This is a genomic window from Kitasatospora sp. NPDC002227 (genome assembly GCF_040296285.1).
Taxonomy (GTDB): domain Bacteria; phylum Actinomycetota; class Actinomycetes; order Streptomycetales; family Streptomycetaceae; genus Kitasatospora.
Map to the genome: position 1 here is coordinate 249,439 of NZ_JBEOWY010000003.1, position 16,588 is coordinate 266,026.

Sequence of the window (16,588 nt, forward strand, 5' to 3'; positions counted from 1 at the left end):
GCGCGGCCTCAGCCCTCGCCACCACGGGCCGAGAGCACCAGCCGTGCAGCCGTGACCCGGTAGCCCGCCCGCAGGAACGCCGCCGCCATGGGGGCGTTCAGCGAGTCGGTGTCCGCCCGGACGCGGTCCGCGCCACGGGCTGCGTGGGAGCGGGTGGCCTCGGCCACCAGTTCGTCGGCCAGGCCGTGGCCGCGTAGTGCGGGCAGCACGCCCAGGTACCCCACCACCGGGCCGCCGTCGTTCGCCGAGGGTATGACGAACCCGGCCAACTGCCCCTCCGCCGTGCGGGCCACCCGCCACCACGAGCGGTTGCCCGGGAGGGAGCGGTAGTAGTCGAGGGTTTCGCGGGCGTGCTCCGAGATCCCGCAACGGGCAACGTCCCGCTGCGTGAAGTCGTCCAGGCTCCCCACCGCGACCGAGGCGAAGAGTTCGCGGAACACCTCGTCGGAGGCCGGCCCGAAGCGCAGCCGCCCGTCGGCCGGCGGCGGCACCGCCCCCGGCCGGCGCCACTCGAACCGCAGCCGCTCCAGCTCCCGGGTCAGCCCGGCCGAGGCCGCCGCCGCCCGGCGCCACTCCACCTGGGCCACGACCGAGGCGTCCGCCTCCCACCCCGGCGGCAGCATCAGTTGGTACTCGGGCACGGCGCCGAGCGAAGCATGGGCGGCACGGAGCAGCGAGCCCCCCCACCGCCGCCGGGTCGGGCACCGCCGGATCGACCCACAGGCAGTCCAGCACCTCCGGCACCCCGCCGCCGGGGGCCCACCAGACGGCGCGGGCGACCACCCGGCCGTCGTCGTCCACCGCGATCCAGGTGTGCTCGGGCCGGTAGACCCCCTCCGCCGCCCGGGCGCGGTAGACCGAGGCGGACACCCGGTCGAACGGGGCGGGCAGCACGCAGCCGGCCACCTCGGGCAGATCGGACTCAACACTGGGGCGGTACAGCACACGTTCTCCTGCCGGTCGGGGCACAGCCTGCGGCCGACCGCGCCCGCGATCGCCCCGGCGACGCTAAGAACCGCTCCCCTGACGCGTCAACAGGTATACCCCCAGTGCGGTCGCGCCCGTGATCGCCGGCCGGCGCACCGCTGCGCTGCACCGCAGCGGTCAGCGGACGCCCGTCACCCAGTGCTCCCGGACCGCGTCCGTCGGCCGCTGCTCACCGAGCGCGTCCAGCCCCCACTCGCCCAGCGCGGCCACCACCGGCCGCAGCGCGGCGCCGCGCCCGGTGAGCTCGTACACCGTGGCGTTGGCGGGCCGCTCCAGGCGGCGGCGTTCGACCAACCCCTCGCCCTCCAGCTGCTTCAGACGACTGGCGAGGATGTCGGTGCTGACGCCGGGCAGGTCGGCGTGCAGGTCGGTGTAGCGGCGCGGGCCGCCGAGGAGTTCACGGACGATCAGGAGACTCCAGCGTTCCCCCACGGCGTCCAGGGCCCGGGCGACGGCGCAGTACTGGTCGTAGCTTCGACGTGGCTGGCGTGACATGTGGATCAGCATAGCCAAAAGGTTGGACTTTCCAAGTGGATACTTGGTAGAACAAAGCAACAAGGCGAGGGTCGGGAGGCCGCTGATGGAGTTTCGGCAGTCCAGCAAGCTGGCGGGCGTGTGCTACGAGATCCGCGGGCCGGTGGTCGACCAGGCCAACGCACTGGAGGAGGCCGGCCACAGCGTGCTCCGGCTGAACACCGGGAACCCGGCGCCCTTCGGCTTCGAGGCGCCGGAGGAGATCCTCCAGGACATCATCCGCAACCTCCCGAACGCCCACGGCTACAGCGACTCCCGCGGCATCCTGCCCGCCCGCCGGGCCGTCGTGCAGTACTACCAGGAGCGCGGCGTCGAGAACGTCACGGTGGACGACGTCTACCTCGGCAACGGCGCCTCCGAGCTGATCCAGATGGCCGTGCAGGCCCTGGTGGACGACGGCGACGAGGTGCTCGTACCCGCCCCCGACTTCCCGCTGTGGACGGCGGTGGTCCGGCTGGCCGGCGGCAAGGCCGTGCACTACCTGTGCGACGAGGAGGCCGACTGGTACCCGGACCTCGAGGACATCGCCAGCAAGATCACCCACCGCACCAAGGCCATCGTCGTCATCAACCCGAACAACCCCACCGGCGCGGTCTACCCCAAGGAGCTCCTGGAGGGCATCCTCGACCTCGCCCGCCGGCACGGCCTGCTGGTGATGGCGGACGAGATCTACGACAAGATCCTCTACGACGACGTCGAGCACCACTGCATGGCCGCCCTGGCCGACGACGTGGTCACCCTCACCTTCAACGGCCTCTCCAAGGCCTACCGGGTCGCGGGCTTCCGCAGCGGCTGGCTCGTGGTCTCCGGCCCCAAGCAGCACGCCAAGGACTACCTGGAGGGGCTCACCATGCTCGCGGGCATGCGGCTGTGCCCCAACGTGCCCGCCCAGTACGCGGTGCAGGCGGCCCTCGGCGGCCACCAGTCGATCAAGGATCTGACGCTCCCCAACGGCCGGCTCACCGAGCAGCGGGACGTCACCTGGCGCGCGCTCAACGAGATCCCCGGGGTCAGCTGCGTCAAGCCCAAGGGCGCGCTGTACGCCTTCGCCAAGCTCGACCCGAAGGTGCACAAGATCGTGGACGACGAGCAGTTCGTCCTGGACCTGCTGCTCCGCGAGAAGATCCACATCGTCCAGGGCACCGGCTTCAACTGGCCCCGCCCCGACCACTTCCGTTTCGTCACCCTCCCGAGGGCCGACGACCTGGAGACCGCGATCAGCCGCATCGGCCGCTTCCTCACCACGTACCGCCAGTAGTCTCCCCGCCCCCGGCCCGCCCGGCGTACCCTCGGTGCACCCGCGCCGGGCCGGGCCACGAGGGGAGCCGCACCGATGAGACCCAAGCCCCCGAACGGCTGGGAGAGGCGCCTCCCCGCCTTCCTCCACCCGCCCGCCCTGCTGCGCGAGCGCGCGAGCCTGGCCTCCGAGCGGGTGGTCACCCCGCGGCTGGCGCTGGTCTTCCTGACGGCGGCAGCCCTGCTGCTGCCCTGGACGGTGCTGCTCTTCCTCACCCTCCCCGGCCGCCAGCAGGCCGAGCGGTGGAACATCGCCTGGGGCGGCTTCGACGCGCTGCTCATCCTGGTCTTCACCGGCGCGGCCGTCCGCATCCTGCGCCTCTCCCCCAAGAGCGCCTTCGTCAACGCGGCGGCCGCGACCCTGCTGGTGGTCGACGCCTGGTTCGACGTGATGACCGCCCCCACCACCGGCGAGCTCGTCCAGGCCCTGCTGATGGCCGGCCTGGTCGAACTCCCGATGGCCGTCATCTGCGCGCGGACGGCGCTGCGCGTCCTCTCGCTGCTCGAACAGGCCCGCCCCTACCTGGTCGAAGCCGGCTTCACCATCGCCGACGGCCGGCTCGTGCCGCCCCCCGGCGGCACGCCCCCGACCTGATCCCACCGCGTCAGAGCAGGACGAGCAGCTTGGTGCCCGGCACCAGCTTCCGGTTGACCGAGGTCGACTGGACGAACACGGTGTACGACGGGTTCTCCCCCGGCTTCACCGTGGCCTCCGCGTCCGGCAGGCCGAGCAGCTGCCGGGCGGCCGGGCCGGAGTACACCCTGCCGGTCAGGCGGCCGGTGGCCTTGTCCTTCTCCGCCACGGCCAGCTGCTTGCCGCCCTGGATCTTCTCGCGCTTGGACAGCTCGTAGAAGGCGCAGCCGGTCGTGTAGGGCTGCCCGGAGCTGGTGACGAACTCGCGGATCGGCGCGGCCTGGTCGACCGGGAGCAGGACGTACTTCCCGGCGTCCAGCGGGTCGAGGTTGGCCGTCACGTCGGCGGTGCGCAGGCCCTGGCCCATGGCGAACAGGTTCTTGGTGCCGCGCACGCCCTGCTCGCGGCCCTGGAGGAAGCCGGCGGCGGCCGACTTGACGGTGCCGATGGCCTCCTCGACGCCCTTGCTGGAGTCCGCGTCCCAGATCGCGATGTTGCCCGCCGGGAAGCCGTACTCCTGGGCGGTGCGCTTGGCCAGCGAGTTCGGCACCAGGATCGCCGACGTCCAGTGGTCGGGGAGCTCGTCCATCACCGTGCGGATCCGGTCCGTCCAGTGCTGCAGGTGGGCGGAGCCCCGCCGGGTGTTCATCCGGATGTGCATCGTGCCGGTCTCCGCGAAGCCGGAGGCGTTCTCCTCGCCGTCGGTGACCACCACCTGGAGGAAGGCGTGCTCGCCGTAGCCCTCCCAGATGTTCTTCAGGTCCTCGACGGATTTCACGCCGGCCTCGATCAGCGCCGTCGCGCCGTTGTTCACCCGGTAAAGGCCGCGCAGGGACGGCAGGTGCTTGACGTCCATGTCCCAGACCAGATTCTGTACTTCGTGGTCGAATGCATAGAGGCTGATCCGGGTCTCGTGGCCGAGCCGGTCCGACTCCTCCTGCAGGCCCTTCACGAACTCGTCCACCACGCGCACGAGTTGATCCGCGTGCGGCTGCATCGAGCCGGACTTGTCGACCACCAGCGAGACGTGGTTGACCTTGTGCTTGATACGACCGGACATGATGGTGCCCCCAATTCCCACGCCATTTCGACGCCCGCTCCGGCGCCCCCTTCGACGTAGTAAAAGATTACGGCGAGGCACTGACAACGACCTTTTGCGGCGTCAGCGCCCGCGCGGGGCGTACATGATGATGCCCACGCCCGCCAGGCACACCAGTGCGCCGAGCACGTCGTAGCGGTCCGGCCGGTAGCCGTCGAGGGCCATCCCCCAGAGCAGCGAGCCCGCCACGAAGACACCGCCGTACGCGGCCAGGATCCGGCCGAAGTGGGAGTCCGCCTGCAGCGTGGCCACGAACCCGTACGCCCCCAGCGCGACGACCCCGGCCCCGATCCAGCCCCAGCCCCGGCTCTCCCGCGTGCCCTGCCAGACCAGCCAGGCACCGCCGATCTCCAGCACGGCGGCCAACAGGAACAGCAGGACGGAGCGCACGACACCCATGACGTGGGAGTTTACGCGCCCGCCCCGGCCCGGCTCAGCGCACGTACGCCTTGAGGATCTCGGTCCCCAGCACGAACCCCACCGGCTCCGGCAGCTCGACCGCGTCCCCGTAGGCCCGCGTCAGCGCGGTCCGGTACCGCCCGCCCCGCGGATCGCTACGGACGGTGACCTCGCACCGCTCGCGGTCGATCAGCAGGTACACCGGGATGCCTGCCTGGGCGTAGGCCACCGGCTTCTCCACCCGGTCCCGCTGGTCCGTGTCACGGTCGTACGAGGTGATCTCGACCGTCATCAGCACGCCCGTCGGCTCCGCCCACTCGCCCTGGCCCGCGAAGTGTGCCACCGGGGCCAGCACTCCGTCGGGGCGGGCGCAGCCGCTGCGGTAGGTCTCGACCCGCAAGCCCTGCTCGATGTGGAGATCCAGTTCGGGGCGGTGCTGCATGCACTGGCGGAGCAGCCACATGATGATCGCCCCGTGGTCACCGTCGGGCACAGCCTTGACCCCCAAGCGTCCGTCGATGAATTCCAGGGTCACCGTCTCCGGTGCCGAGGCAGCGATCTGCTCGAAGTCCTCGACCCGCATCTGCGGCCGGGATTCGGCCATGGCCGTCATGATGGCTCCTTCGCGGTCGATGACCCGGCGCGGCCCGCCCTGACACCGTCATACCACGGAAAGGCATCGGGCCCGCAGCCGCCGGAGCGGTGCGGGCCCGAGCGCCGGGGAAGCGTCAGTGGTGGTGGGTGCTCTCGCCCGCGGTGCGGACGATGGTGTAGTGGTCCACCTGGGTGCCGTTCTCGGCGAGGGCGGTGACCTTCATGGCGGACTTGGCGCCCTTGGCGGCAGGGGTGACGTCGACCTTGATGAAGGAGAAGCCGGTGTAGCGCACGCGCGACCACTCGACGGTCTCGGTGACCTTCACCTGGCCCTTGTCGAAGTGGAAGGTGTCCACCGAGTCGAGGCGGTGCTCGTGGCCCTCGTAGGTGTCCGGGGCGTCGAAGCGGTAGAGGCTGCGACCGGCGGCACCGGCGGTGACGTACACGACGCCGTCCTTGGCGGGCTCGACGGTCTCGCCGCTCGGCACGGCCTTGGAGACCTTGTTGCCGAGGATCGCGTCGGTGCGCTCGTAGACGTGGTTGTGACCGTTGATCACCAGGTCCACGCGGTACTTCTCGAACAGCGGCACCCAGGCGTCCCGGACACCACCGTCGGAGGCGTGCTGGTGCGTGGTGGAGAAGGCGCAGTGATGGAAGAAGACCACGATGAAGTCGACCGTCTCGTCCGCGCGGAAGTCGCGCAGCTTGCGGTCCAGCCAGGTGGTCTGCTTGCCGGCGGTGAGGCCGAGGTTGGCCGGGATCTCGTAGGAGACGTCGTTGGCGTCCAGCGAGATGACACCGACGTTGCCGTACTTGAAGGAGTAGACACCGGGCACCAGGCGCGGGTCCGGGCCGTTGGTCGGCAGGAAGAAGCGGGCGTTCTCGCCGCCGTAGCCGTTCGGCGAGTACCAGGCCTCCAGGTCGTGGTTGCCGTAGGCGACCATCCACGGGACGGTGGCGGCCACGGTCTCGGTCTGGACGAAGAAGTCGTCCCAGGTCTTGGCGTTGAACGCGACCTTGTCGGCGTCCTGGCCCTGGCCCATCGGGTCCGCGTAGGCGATGTCACCCGCGTGCAGGTGGAACTTCGGGTTCTGCGCCAGGATGACGTTGTCGTTGCCGGCCGCGTGCGCCGAGACACCCTGGTCGCCGAAGGCGGTGAAGGTGAAGGGCTCGTACGCCTTGCCGCCGCGCCAGCCGCGGGCCGGAGCGGTGCGGAAGGTGCGCAGGGTGGAGATGGCCTGCTGCGAGGCCGGGTCGAAGCCGTCGTGGCCGACACCGTAGTAGTACGTGGTGTCCGGCTCGAGGCCGTGCAGCGAGGCGTGGATGTAGTACTGGTCCAGCTCGGGGGCGTTCTGCACCAGCGACGGGGTGTGCAGCACGCGCTGGTCGGCCCACACCTTGTGGCTGAGGTCCCACGGGGCCTTGCCGAAGCGCAGGAAGGCGCGCTTGACGGGGGCCGGGGTCTGCCAGGAGATGCGCATCTGGGTGTCGGCCTCGCCGCCGAAGGCGAGGTGACGGCCCATCGGGGCGACCATCGAGCCGTTGATGCCCTCGGTGACACCGGCGCCCAGCAGGCCCGGGGTGGCCGGGGCGGCCGCCGAGGCGGTGCCGGACCCGATGACGCTGCCGACCGCGAGCGCGCCGACGGTGACGGCACCGGTCCGGAGGGCCTTGCGGCGGGAGAACTTGCTGCGCAGGTACTCGTGCTGCTCAGCCATGCTCATGCGGTCGGCGAGCTTCTCGGGCACGCCCATGCGAGGGATATCCATGCCGTGGAGGCTTCCAGCGAAGCGTGGCGCGCACACGTACTGCCGGTGAACAACCGTCGTCGCGTCGGCCTACCACCCGGTAAAGACCGGTCACATGTTCGTAACGGCCCCTCAGCCACCCCGACGAGTACCCACCGGGGTGGCCGTGGCGGACGTCAGAGCAGGTCACCCGGCAGATCGCGGAACGCGGCCAGCAGCTCGCCGAGCACCGGGTGGTCGGCCCGCAGCGCGGTCTCGTCGATCCGGGCGATCGGCCGCACGCCGACCACCGCGTTGGTCGCGAAGGCCGCGTCGAAGGAGCCGAGCTGACCGAGAGTCACCTGCTCGGTGACGGACGGCCGAAGGCCCTTGAGCAGTGCCATCGCCGTACCGGGCAGGCTGGGCGCGTCGGGCCAGACGGTCTCCTCGCCGCGGACGAAGCCGACGTTCCAGGTGCCGCCCTCGGAGACCACCCCGGCCGCGTCCACGAAGAGCGCGTCGCCGTAGCCCTCCAGCATCGCCAGCCGGCGCTGGTGCAGCGCGCCGAACAGGCCCACGCTCTTGACCTCCGGCAGGTCACGGGCGAACAGCCGCGAGCGGGCGGCCAGCGCCGGGCCGGAGAGCGCGCCGGACGGACGGGCCGTCACCAGCACCTTCGGCTCGGCCGCCAGGCCCATCTTCCCGATCTCGATCGCCGGATCGAGCACCGTGACCCGGACGGCCAGCGCCTCGTCCGTCTCCGGCAGCGCCGCCCGGACCAGCTCGCGGACCCGGTCCGCGTCCAGCTCGGCGTCGAACACCACCCGGCAGTCCCGGACCAGCCGCTCCAGGTGCAGCTCCAGACCCCGCACCCGACCCGACTCGGCCCGCATCGTGGTGAAGTGCCCGTAGTTGGTCAGTGCCAGTGTCTGCAGCTCCGCCGGGGTAACAGCCCGGCCATCCAGTGTCGCCATGAACCCCAACATATCCAGGGGGAGTCGTTGCGTCCGCTTCAGCTGCCCACGAGTTCGTCAGCTCGCGCCCGGTCAGCTGCTCAGCGTCCCCGTCAGGGTGCCGTTGAAGACGGCGCCGGCGCTGAAGGTGTGGAAGGCGGCCGTACCGTGCAGGCCGGTGAACTGGCCGGTGCCCCGGGTGAAGGTGACGGTGTCGTCCTCGTGGAAGGGGTGGCCGTAGGACGGGTTGCCGCGCTGGGCCTCGGAGCCGCCCGGGTGGCAGAAGACGCCGGTGAGCGGGCCGGAGAGCGTGCTGCCGTCGGACTGGAGGGTGAGCAGGAGGGTGCCGTCCACGGTGTAGCAGCCCTTGGTGCCGTCCGGCTCGAAGGTCGGGCCGTAGCGGTAGGCGAAGGCGGCGGGGCCGTAGCCGGTGAGCTGGATGACCCCGCACTCGTCGCCGTCGGCACAGGCCGTGGTCGTGTAGTTCGGTTTCTGCACCTTGGAGGTGAAGGAGCCGTCGAGGGTGGCGGCCGAGGCCACCCCGGGGGTCAGGGCCAGCAGGGCCGCCGACAGGGCGGCGAGCAGGAGCCGGCGAGAAGTCGAGGCCATGGTGCACGACCTTTCGAGCAGTGCCCCTGCCTCCACCGTTGCCCTCCGACCGCGCCCCTGTCAACGGCGGCCCGCGTCAGTCCTTCGCTGCCAGGGCGTCGCCCACCCGGCGGGAGACGGTGAACGCCTGCAGGTCGAGCACGCCCGGCGGCTCGGCCAGGCCGGGGCCGCCGTCGCGGACCCACTGGCAGATGTCGTCCAGCATGTCCTCCGCCAGGACCCAGCCCAGCCAGACCGGGCGACCGCCCGCCCGGCGGCCCTCGGAGGAGGGGCTGACCACGACGACGTTCGAGTGGTCGCAGGCGTCGATGCAGTTCACGGCCCGGACCCGGCCGGCCGTACCGACCCCGGCCTTGAGCCGCTCCAGCTGACCGGCGTGGTCGACGCCCGGGTGCTTGGCCGCAGTGCCGCAGCAGCAGCCCCGGCACACCGTGACGGTGACCGGCGAAGCCGCCTCGGCCGCGGCCGCACCCTTCGTACGACGCCCCATCGCCACTCCTCCTCGAAGATCAGTTCCCCCGGGAAGCTACCAAACGCCGGCCGCAGTGGTCCGCGACGGTCTCGGCGAAGGCACGGGCCAGCGGGGAGAGGGCGTCCCAGCTACGGACCGCCCAGCCCGCACTGAGGGCGGGCAGCGCGGGGACGGGGACCAGGCGCAGGTCCGGGTGGCCGGGGCCGGTCCAGGCGGGCAGGGCCGGGACGACGGCGATGCCCAGACCGAGCTCGGCCAGCAGGATCGCGGTGTCCCAGTCGACGACGCTGGTGTCGAACACCGGCCGGATACCGGCCTCCGCGAGCCAGGCGCCGAGCTGAAGACGCGAAGTGGAGTTCTGCGGGAGCCCGATGAGCCGGGCGTCCTGCAGGTCGCTCGGCTCGACACGCTCCTTGGCCGCGAGCGGGTTCGCCGCCGAGACGGCGAGCGCCCAGGGAACTTCGACCACGGGGTGCTGCTCCACCGTGCGCTCCGTCGGGCCGAGCGTGATCCAGGCGAGGTCCACCCGGCCGGCGGCGAGCGCGTCGAAGCAGCCTCGGCTCGAGGTCTCGGTCTGGAACTCCAGACTGGCCCGGGGAAAGCGCCGCCGGAAGTCGACAACAGCCGCCGCCATGAAGTGCCGGACGGTCGTGGCACCCGTCGTGACCCGCACCGATCCGCTCTCCGCCCGTGCGGCCTCCTCGAGTCGGCGCAGGGCATGGTCGATGCTGCCCAGGCCCTCGGCGACCCCGGCCTGCAGCAGGTGACCTGCCGAGGTCGGCACCACACCGCGCGGGTGCCGTTCCAGCAGGCTCAGGCCCAGCTCCCGCTCCAGCCGCTTCACGTGCTGACTGACGGCGGACTGGGTGCAGCCGAGGTCGCGAGCCGCCCCGCTCAGGGAGCCGGCCCGGCAGACCGCGGCGAAGACGCGGAGGTCGTCGAGAGTCACGGAGACCCAAGCTATTGCTTGGACCGGTACCAGTAAAGCCGCTGATTGACTTGGATCTGACGGACGCTCGATCATGGCTGCAGGGCCCAGGGCGGCAACCCGCCGGCTGCTCGAGCCGGTCCGGACGCGGACCGGCGAGGAGCCGGCGGGTGTCGACCCGCCACGCGACCGACGCGACCCGAGAGGTGGACACCCGATGCCCTCCGTCGAAGACCTGCTGCGCGAACGCGGGGCCGCCGAGCTGCCGCACCCCGGCGGCACCCTCCTGGACCACCTGAACCGCGTCGCACGACTGCTGGCCGACTGGGGCGCGGACCCCGACGTGCAGGCCGCCGGGCTCTGCCACGCGATGTACGGCACCGACGGATTCGACCGAGCCCTGCTGGGCACCCACGAGCGCCCGCTGCTCGCCGAGTCGGCCGGCGAACGGGCCGAGGCGCTCGTCCACCTCTACGCGAGCTGCGACCGCGGCGTCGTCCACCCCCGGCTGGCGAACGGGCGGCCGGTCGTCTTCCGCGACCGCTTCACCGGCCGCGAGCACACCCCCGCCGAGCCGGACCTCCGCGCCTTCGTCGAGCTCACGGCTGCCAACGAACTCGACGTGCTGGCCCACAGTCCCGACCTCGCAACCCGCTACGGCCCCGCCCTGCTACGGCTCTTCACCGGCGCACACGACCTGCTCTCCGCCCCCGCCTGGGACGCGTGCCGGCGGCAGCTGGGCCGCGGAGCCTGAGCGGCCGGGCGGACCCTAGCCCGTGGCCCGGGCCGCCGCCCGGCCGGCGGCCCGGCCGGAGAAGAGGCAGCCGCCGAGGAAGGTGCCCTCCAGGGAGCGGTAGCCGTGCATGCCGCCGCCCCCGAAGCCGGCCGCCTCGCCCGCCGCGTAGACGCCGTCGAGTACCGAACCGTCGGCCCGCAGCACCCGCGAGTCCAGGTCCGTCGCCAGCCCGCCCAGCGACTTGCGGGTGAGCACCGAGAGCCGGACGGCGATCAGCGGGCCGGCCTTGGGGTCGAGCAGGCGGTGCGGGGCGGCGGTGCGGATCAGGCGGTCACCGAGGTAGCGCCGGGCGCCCTGGACGGCGGTGAGCTGGAGGTCCTTGCCGAAGGGGTTGGCCAGCTCGCGGTCCCGGGCCTCGATCTCCCGCCGCAGTGCGGCCTCCTCGATCAGCGGCTCGGCGGTCTTCGCGTTCATCCCGGCCACCAGCTCCCCGAGCGAGGACGCCACCACGAAGTCCACCCCGTGCCGCTTGAACGCCTCGACCGGAGCCGGGGCGCCGGGCAGGGCGCGCCGCAGCACCTCGCGCACGCTACGGCCCGTCAGGTCCGGATTCTGCTCGGAGCCGGAGAGGGCGAACTCCTTCTCGATGATCTTCTGGGTGAGGACGAACCAGGTGTACTCGTGCCCGGTGGTCATGATGTGCTCCAGCGTCCCCAGCGTGTCGAAGCCGGGGAACAGCGGCACGGGCAGCCGCCGCCCCCGTGCGTCCAGCCAGAGCGAGGAGGGGCCGGGCAGGATGCGGATGCCGTGCTGCGGCCAGATCGGGCTCCAGTTCTCGATGCCCTCGGTGTAGTGCCACATCCGGTCACCGTTGATCAACGAACCACCGGCCTGCTCGGCGATCCCCAGCATCAGCCCGTCCACGTGCGCGGGCACCCCGGAGAGCATCCGCGCGGGCGGCGTGCCGAGCCGCGACGGCCAGGCCGCCCGTACCAGCTCGTGGTTGCCGCCGATGCCACCGGAGGTCACCACCACGGCCTGGGCCCGGAGTTCGAACGGACCGGCAACCTCCCGCGAGCTGGCCTCGCCGCGCGCCACCGCACTCGGCACCAGCACCTCGCCGCGTACCGTGTCGACGGCCCCCGCCGTCGCCGCCAGCCCGGTCACCCGGTGCCGGAACCGCAGCTCGACCTGGCCGCGCGCCGCGGCCTCCCGCACCCGCCGGGCGAACGGCTCCACCACACCCGGGCCGGTGCCCCAGGTGATGTGGAAGCGCGGCACGGAGTTGCCGGGGCCGTCGGCGTTCAGCCCGCCGCGCTCGGCCCAGCCGACCACCGGGAAGAGCCTGATCCCCTGCGCGCGCAGCCAAGCCCGCTTCTCCCCGGCCGCGAAGTCCACGTACGCCTCGGCCCAGCGGCGCGGCCACTCGTCCTCGGGGCGGTCGAACCCGGCGGTGCCCAGCCAGTCCTGCCAGGCCAGTTCGCGTGAGTCGCGGATGCGCAGCCGCCGCTGCTCGGGCGAGTCCACCAGGAAGAGGCCGCCGAAGGACCAGTGCGCCTGACCACCCAGCGAGGCGGCCGGCTCCTGGTCGAGCAGGATCACCCGCCGCCCGGCGTCGGCGAGTTCGGCGGTGGCGACCAGGCCGGCCAGGCCCGCTCCGATCACGATGACGTCGGCGTCCAGGGCCACTCGGCGCTCCTCACTCGATACAGGTGTGTATCGGATTCTGAGCGCCCGACCCCCGGGGGTCAAGCACCAATTTCGATCCACCGCGAATCGGAATTGGCTTCGCTACGCCCCGGAGCGTAATTCACGAATTCCACCCATGAATGCAGAATTCCGAAGCCCAATTCACTGGACACGCTTGTAACCTGACAGTAACTTACTTGTCAGTAGCCGATAATTCGCTCCCCCACCCGTCGCAAGTTTCTCTCCCCCAGGAGGAACCGTGAAGCGCTCCGCCCTGTTCGGTGCCGCTGTGTTCGCCGCCGCCCTCACCACCCTGACGCCCGCCGCGGCGCAGGCCGCCGCCCCCACCGGCGACTACGTGGCCCTGGGCGACTCCTACGCCGCCGGCGCCGGGGTGCCCGGCCAGTCCGCCGGGCTCTGCCTGCGGTCGGACCACAACTACGGGCACCTGGTGGCCGCCGCCCTCGGCAGCACGAGCTACACCGACGTCACCTGCTCCGCGGCGAAGATCAACGCGATGACCTCGCCCCAGTACGACGCCTTCATCCGCGTCAACGACCCGCAGCTGAACGCGGTGAACGCCGGCACCAAGCTGGTCACCCTCGGCATCGGCGGCAACGACCTCGGCACCTCGGACCTGGGCATCGGCGAGGTGATCGCCACCTGCATCGCGGGCGCCGTGGTCAACCCGCTCGGCACCCCCTGCCACGACCACTACGGCCACGGCTACTGGAACTGGAGCGACTGGGCCTGGGAGTACGGCGACGACACCCTGGTGGACAGGATCGACGCCGCCGCCCCGCAGCTGGCCGACACCCTCCAGCGCATCCACGCCAAGGCCCCGGACGCCAAGGTCGTCGTGGTCGGGTACCCGTCCGTGCTGCCCGAGGACCAGTGGAGCTGCCTGGGCAAGCAGCCCGTCACCGTCGGCGACGTGGCCTACCTGCGCACCGTCCTGGTCAAGCTCAACAGCATGCTGGCCGACGCCTCCGCCGCCAACAACGCCACCTACGTCGACACCATGGCCCCCACCCGGGGCCACGACGTCTGCTCCGACGACCGCTGGATAGAGGGCGCCCTCCCCGGCTCCCCCGCCGTCCCCTTCCACCCCAACGCCAAGGGCGAGCAGGCGATGGCCGACGCCGTCCTCGACGCACTGCGGTAAGCACGAAACACCAAGGGCGCGGCTTCGCCGCGCCCTTGGTGTTTTCCGCCGTTACGGCCGGATGCGCACGATCTGCGGATCGTGGTCCGAAGCCTGCACCGCGAACTCGGAATTCACGTGCACCACGTCGTACTGGACATTCGTCAGCGCCGGGCTCACCAGCGTGTGGTCGAGCACCTGCGAGTTCCCCTGGTACACGTACGTGTACCGCTGGCTCGGGTACAGGTCGTTGACCAGATCCCGCAGCACCCCGCCACCCGTCAGGGTCTGCAGCGCGGGCGAGAACTGGTAGTCGTTGAAGTCGCCGAGCGAGACGATCTTCGCGTCCGGGTCGGCCGCCTCGAGCTTCGCCACGAAGGCGTTCTCCACCGTGGCCTGCTTGACCCGCTGCACCTCGGAGCTGCGGGTCGGCGCCTGGAACCGGCTGTCGATGCCCTGGTCGCCACCCTTGCTGTTGAAGTGGTTGGCGATGACGAACAGCTTCTTGCCCCGGAAGGTGAACTGCCCCACCAGCGGCTTGCGGCTGGTCGTCCAGGCCTCGTTGTCCGGGTCGATCCGCCCGGGCGAGGCGGTCAGTGCGGTGTCGGCGCCGGTGCCCGTGATGTCCACGGCGGTGGTCGAGTCCCCGCCGGGTATGTCGGTGAAGGAGATCCGGGCCGGGTTGTACAGGAAGACCTGGCGGATGTTGCCGTCCGGCTCGCCGCCGTCCTTGCCGTCCACCGGGTTGATCGAACGCCACTCGTACGCCGGGCCGCCGGCCGCCTTGATCGCGTCGATGAACTTGCCGATGGTCACACTGGCGTCCACCACGCCGTCACCGGCCGGCCCGTTGTTGTCCTGGATCTCCTCCAGGGCGACGACGTCGGGCGAGCGCAGGTTGGTGACCACGCCCTGGGCCAGCTCGGCGAACTTCGAGTCCGGGTCGCCCGGGTCGAGGTTCTCGACGTTGTAGGTGGCGATGGTGGCGGTGCCGTCCGGCGCGGGCGCGGTGATCTCGCGCTGCAGGCCGTTGTCCTTGTACGTGCCGACGGTGGAGGCGGCGATCGTGTAGCCGCCGAACTGGTTGTAGTCCAGCGGGCCCGAGGTGACACCGAGCAGCTGGTCGCCCACGTTGGCCGGCGGCAGCTGGGCGCCCTGGGTCTGCACCATCAGGCGGCCCGAGTTGGGCGCCGAGTACCCCAGGTAGAGGGCGCCGCCGCGGGTGGACTTCACGTCACCCTTGCGCGCCTCGACCCACAGCTCGTTGTACTTGTCGGTGGCCTGGACGACCTTGGTGTCCCTGACCTGGACGAGCATGCCCTCCAGCGACTCGTACTTGTCGAGCGCGTAGTCGGCCGGCCGCAGCGGCAGGCTGTCGATCGAGCCGCCGTTCGCGTCCGGCGCGAGCACGGCCGGTATCGAGGTGTCGTTCAGCACGACGGGCGCCGGCAGCGCGTTGCCGGCGGAGAGCACGGTGACGGCCGGGTTGGTCAGCTCGGTGACCGACTGGCTGCCCGAGGTGTAGGCCGGGTAGTACTCGCTGACCTTGGCGGTCACCAGCACCGAGTCGCCGGCCTTGACGGCCGGGGTGGCGCTGCCGGTGTAGACGAAGATGCCCTCGCTGGTGGCCGGGTCGGCGTCCGGGTGGGTGTCCTGCATCCAGAAGCCCTTGGAGCCGGACAGCCGCACGCCGGTGACCACACCGGGGATGCCGAGCACGGTCTTGCCCGTCTCGGGCGAGAGCCGGGTGGCGCCCTGGATGTCGTGGATGCGCAGCGGGCCGGGCTCGGTCGGGCCGGTCGGGGTGCCGCCCAGGTCGACCGTCTCACCGCGGCTGTTGACCGGGGTGGGGGTGCCGGCCTTGAGGTCGGCGGCGTTGTCGTCGGTGTCCGCCAGGCCGGCGGCGCGGGCCACCGAGGCGGCGTTGGAGGCGCCGGGCACCGAGCCGGAGCCCTCGTGCACGACGGCCGAGCCGAAGCCCACCAGGTCCTTGACGTGCGGGTCGGCCGCGCAGTCGGCGGCGGTCTTGCAGGTGAGCGGGTCGGTGCCCTGGACCAGCGCGACGGTGCCGTTGGCGGCCGAGAGCGCCAGGGTGCCGGTGGCGTCGGGGGTCGGCAGGTCGACCGTGCCGCCCGCGCCCGCCGACTCGCCGACCAGGAACCGCCCGCCCGCCGGGATCGCACCGCTCAGCGGGGAGACGGACCACTGCGAGGTGGCGCCGGGGGTGCCGGAGATGTACTGGACGCTCCAGCCGGCCAGGCCGAAGGCGGCACCGCCCTTGTTGGCCAGCTCGACGAAGTCGTTCTTCAGGACGGCACCGGAGTTGCCACCGCCGCCGTAGACCTCGGAGATGACCGCATCGGCTGACGGGGCCGCGAAGGCGCCGGGCAGCGGGACGAGGACGAGGGAGGCGGCGACGCCGACCGGCAGGATCACCGAGCGCAGCGCCGTACGGCGGGTGCGGGCGGCGGAGGGGGGGTTGGTCACCTGTGCAGGGCTCCTCGGAAGAGTACTGACGGACCGTCATCGCGTGGGGCGCGCCGGGCCGTCACTAGGACGGGGCAAAGATACGCGCGTAGAAAATGACGCGACAAGACATCGCGCGTTAACTCTTGGCGCCCACCGCTGCCCCACTGCACCTCAGGTCAAACATTTTCCAACACCAAAATCGACCAGCCAGCTTTCGGCCATACTCACCCAGAACTGGCCAACAGCCCAGCTGTAGAGCTGATCTGACCGCTACGCAGCCCTTGACGTGAGCCTGAAACGCCGCTGTCATATGTTGCA

15 protein-coding genes and 1 pseudogene are annotated in these 16,588 nt (G+C 71.5%); 4 read left to right on the forward strand and 12 right to left on the reverse strand.

Translation table 11 applies throughout. The annotated features are described in order from the left end of the window. Positions 1–8 precede the first annotated feature (8 nt). Complete coding sequence (locus ABT095_RS04800) at positions 9–641, reverse strand: GNAT family N-acetyltransferase (RefSeq protein ID WP_350527829.1); 633 nt, start codon at positions 639–641, stop codon at positions 9–11. A 481-nt stretch (positions 642–1,122) separates the two neighbouring features. Beyond that, positions 1,123–1,482 (reverse strand): annotated as a pseudogene (locus tag ABT095_RS04805) (winged helix-turn-helix transcriptional regulator); the annotation flags it as partial. Positions 1,483–1,567: 85 nt separating this feature from the next. Between ABT095_RS04805 and ABT095_RS04810 the strand changes: the two are divergent. Together ABT095_RS04810 and ABT095_RS04815 are read left to right on the forward strand one after the other, a co-directional pair. Beyond that, a complete protein-coding gene (locus tag ABT095_RS04810; protein ID WP_350527830.1) occupies positions 1,568–2,779 on the forward strand; it encodes a pyridoxal phosphate-dependent aminotransferase in 1,212 nt (403 codons plus the stop codon). A 75-nt stretch (positions 2,780–2,854) separates the two neighbouring features. After that, on the forward strand, positions 2,855–3,412 hold the full coding sequence (locus ABT095_RS04815; RefSeq protein ID WP_350527831.1) for a hypothetical protein: 558 nt from the start codon (positions 2,855–2,857) through the stop codon (positions 3,410–3,412). Between the two features lie 10 nt (positions 3,413–3,422). Here the strand turns inward: ABT095_RS04815 and ABT095_RS04820 are convergent, their stop codons facing one another. From ABT095_RS04820 to ABT095_RS04855, 8 genes are all read right to left on the reverse strand, one after another. Next, positions 3,423–4,514, reverse strand: a complete 1,092-nt coding sequence (locus tag ABT095_RS04820) for a vWA domain-containing protein (RefSeq protein ID WP_350527869.1) — start codon at positions 4,512–4,514, stop codon at positions 3,423–3,425. 99 nt (positions 4,515–4,613) lie between these two features. Then, entirely contained in the window at positions 4,614–4,949 is a 336-nt protein-coding gene (locus ABT095_RS04825; protein WP_350527832.1) for a YnfA family protein, read from the reverse strand. Between the two features lie 34 nt (positions 4,950–4,983). Beyond that, positions 4,984–5,562, reverse strand: coding sequence for a Uma2 family endonuclease (locus ABT095_RS04830; RefSeq protein WP_350527833.1), 579 nt, complete (start codon positions 5,560–5,562; stop codon positions 4,984–4,986). A gap of 115 nt (positions 5,563–5,677) precedes the next feature. Next, the gene (locus tag ABT095_RS04835) at positions 5,678–7,312 is read right to left on the reverse strand and encodes a purple acid phosphatase family protein (RefSeq protein WP_350527834.1); all 1,635 of its coding nucleotides are present in this window, start codon (positions 7,310–7,312) and stop codon (positions 5,678–5,680) included. Between the two features lie 155 nt (positions 7,313–7,467). Then, positions 7,468–8,244 (reverse strand): aminotransferase class IV, encoded by a 777-nt coding sequence (locus ABT095_RS04840; RefSeq protein WP_350527835.1) that lies wholly within the window; start codon positions 8,242–8,244, stop codon positions 7,468–7,470. A gap of 72 nt (positions 8,245–8,316) precedes the next feature. Next, positions 8,317–8,832 carry a hypothetical protein gene (locus tag ABT095_RS04845; RefSeq protein WP_350527836.1) on the reverse strand — a complete coding sequence of 172 codons (516 nt, stop codon included), beginning with the start codon at positions 8,830–8,832 and terminating at the stop codon, positions 8,317–8,319. A 76-nt stretch (positions 8,833–8,908) separates the two neighbouring features. After that, positions 8,909–9,322: a (2Fe-2S) ferredoxin domain-containing protein gene (locus tag ABT095_RS04850; RefSeq protein ID WP_350527837.1), complete on the reverse strand. Its 414-nt coding sequence runs from the start codon at positions 9,320–9,322 to the stop codon at positions 8,909–8,911. Positions 9,323–9,341: 19 nt separating this feature from the next. Next, entirely contained in the window at positions 9,342–10,253 is a 912-nt protein-coding gene (locus ABT095_RS04855; protein ID WP_350527838.1) for a LysR family transcriptional regulator, read from the reverse strand. A gap of 196 nt (positions 10,254–10,449) precedes the next feature. Here ABT095_RS04855 and ABT095_RS04860 point away from each other — a divergent pair, with 196 nt between their 5' ends. Beyond that, complete coding sequence (locus ABT095_RS04860; protein WP_350527839.1) at positions 10,450–10,986, forward strand: DUF6817 domain-containing protein; 537 nt, start codon at positions 10,450–10,452, stop codon at positions 10,984–10,986. 15 nt (positions 10,987–11,001) lie between these two features. On the opposite strand, the gene ABT095_RS04865 is transcribed toward ABT095_RS04860, so the two are convergent. Continuing rightward, positions 11,002–12,657 (reverse strand): FAD-binding dehydrogenase, encoded by a 1,656-nt coding sequence (locus ABT095_RS04865; RefSeq protein WP_350527840.1) that lies wholly within the window; start codon positions 12,655–12,657, stop codon positions 11,002–11,004. A gap of 259 nt (positions 12,658–12,916) precedes the next feature. Between ABT095_RS04865 and ABT095_RS04870 the strand changes: the two genes are divergently transcribed. Further along, entirely contained in the window at positions 12,917–13,822 is a 906-nt protein-coding gene (locus ABT095_RS04870) for an SGNH/GDSL hydrolase family protein (protein WP_350527841.1), read from the forward strand. Between the two features lie 51 nt (positions 13,823–13,873). Here the strand turns inward: ABT095_RS04870 and ABT095_RS04875 are convergent, their stop codons facing one another. Continuing rightward, positions 13,874–16,288: a DUF8508 domain-containing protein gene (locus ABT095_RS04875; protein WP_350527842.1), complete on the reverse strand. Its 2,415-nt coding sequence runs from the start codon at positions 16,286–16,288 to the stop codon at positions 13,874–13,876. Between the last annotated feature and the right edge of the window lie 300 nt (positions 16,289–16,588).

Bases quoted from the DNA above. Each gene is read 5' to 3' on its own strand.
- ABT095_RS04810 (WP_350527830.1), top strand. From the start codon at position 1,568: ATGGAGTTTCGGCAGTCCAGCAAGCTGGCGGGCGTGTGCTACGAGATC.
- ABT095_RS04815 (WP_350527831.1), top strand. From the start codon at position 2,855: ATGAGACCCAAGCCCCCGAACGGCTGGGAGAGGCGCCTCCCCGCCTTC.
- ABT095_RS04825 (WP_350527832.1), bottom strand. From the start codon at position 4,949: ATGGGTGTCGTGCGCTCCGTCCTGCTGTTCCTGTTGGCCGCCGTGCTG.
- ABT095_RS04830 (WP_350527833.1), bottom strand. From the start codon at position 5,562: ATGACGGCCATGGCCGAATCCCGGCCGCAGATGCGGGTCGAGGACTTC.
- ABT095_RS04835 (WP_350527834.1), bottom strand. From the start codon at position 7,312: ATGGATATCCCTCGCATGGGCGTGCCCGAGAAGCTCGCCGACCGCATG.
- ABT095_RS04840 (WP_350527835.1), bottom strand. From the start codon at position 8,244: ATGGCGACACTGGATGGCCGGGCTGTTACCCCGGCGGAGCTGCAGACA.
- ABT095_RS04845 (WP_350527836.1), bottom strand. From the start codon at position 8,832: ATGGCCTCGACTTCTCGCCGGCTCCTGCTCGCCGCCCTGTCGGCGGCC.
- ABT095_RS04850 (WP_350527837.1), bottom strand. From the start codon at position 9,322: ATGGGGCGTCGTACGAAGGGTGCGGCCGCGGCCGAGGCGGCTTCGCCG.
- ABT095_RS04860 (WP_350527839.1), top strand. From the start codon at position 10,450: ATGCCCTCCGTCGAAGACCTGCTGCGCGAACGCGGGGCCGCCGAGCTG.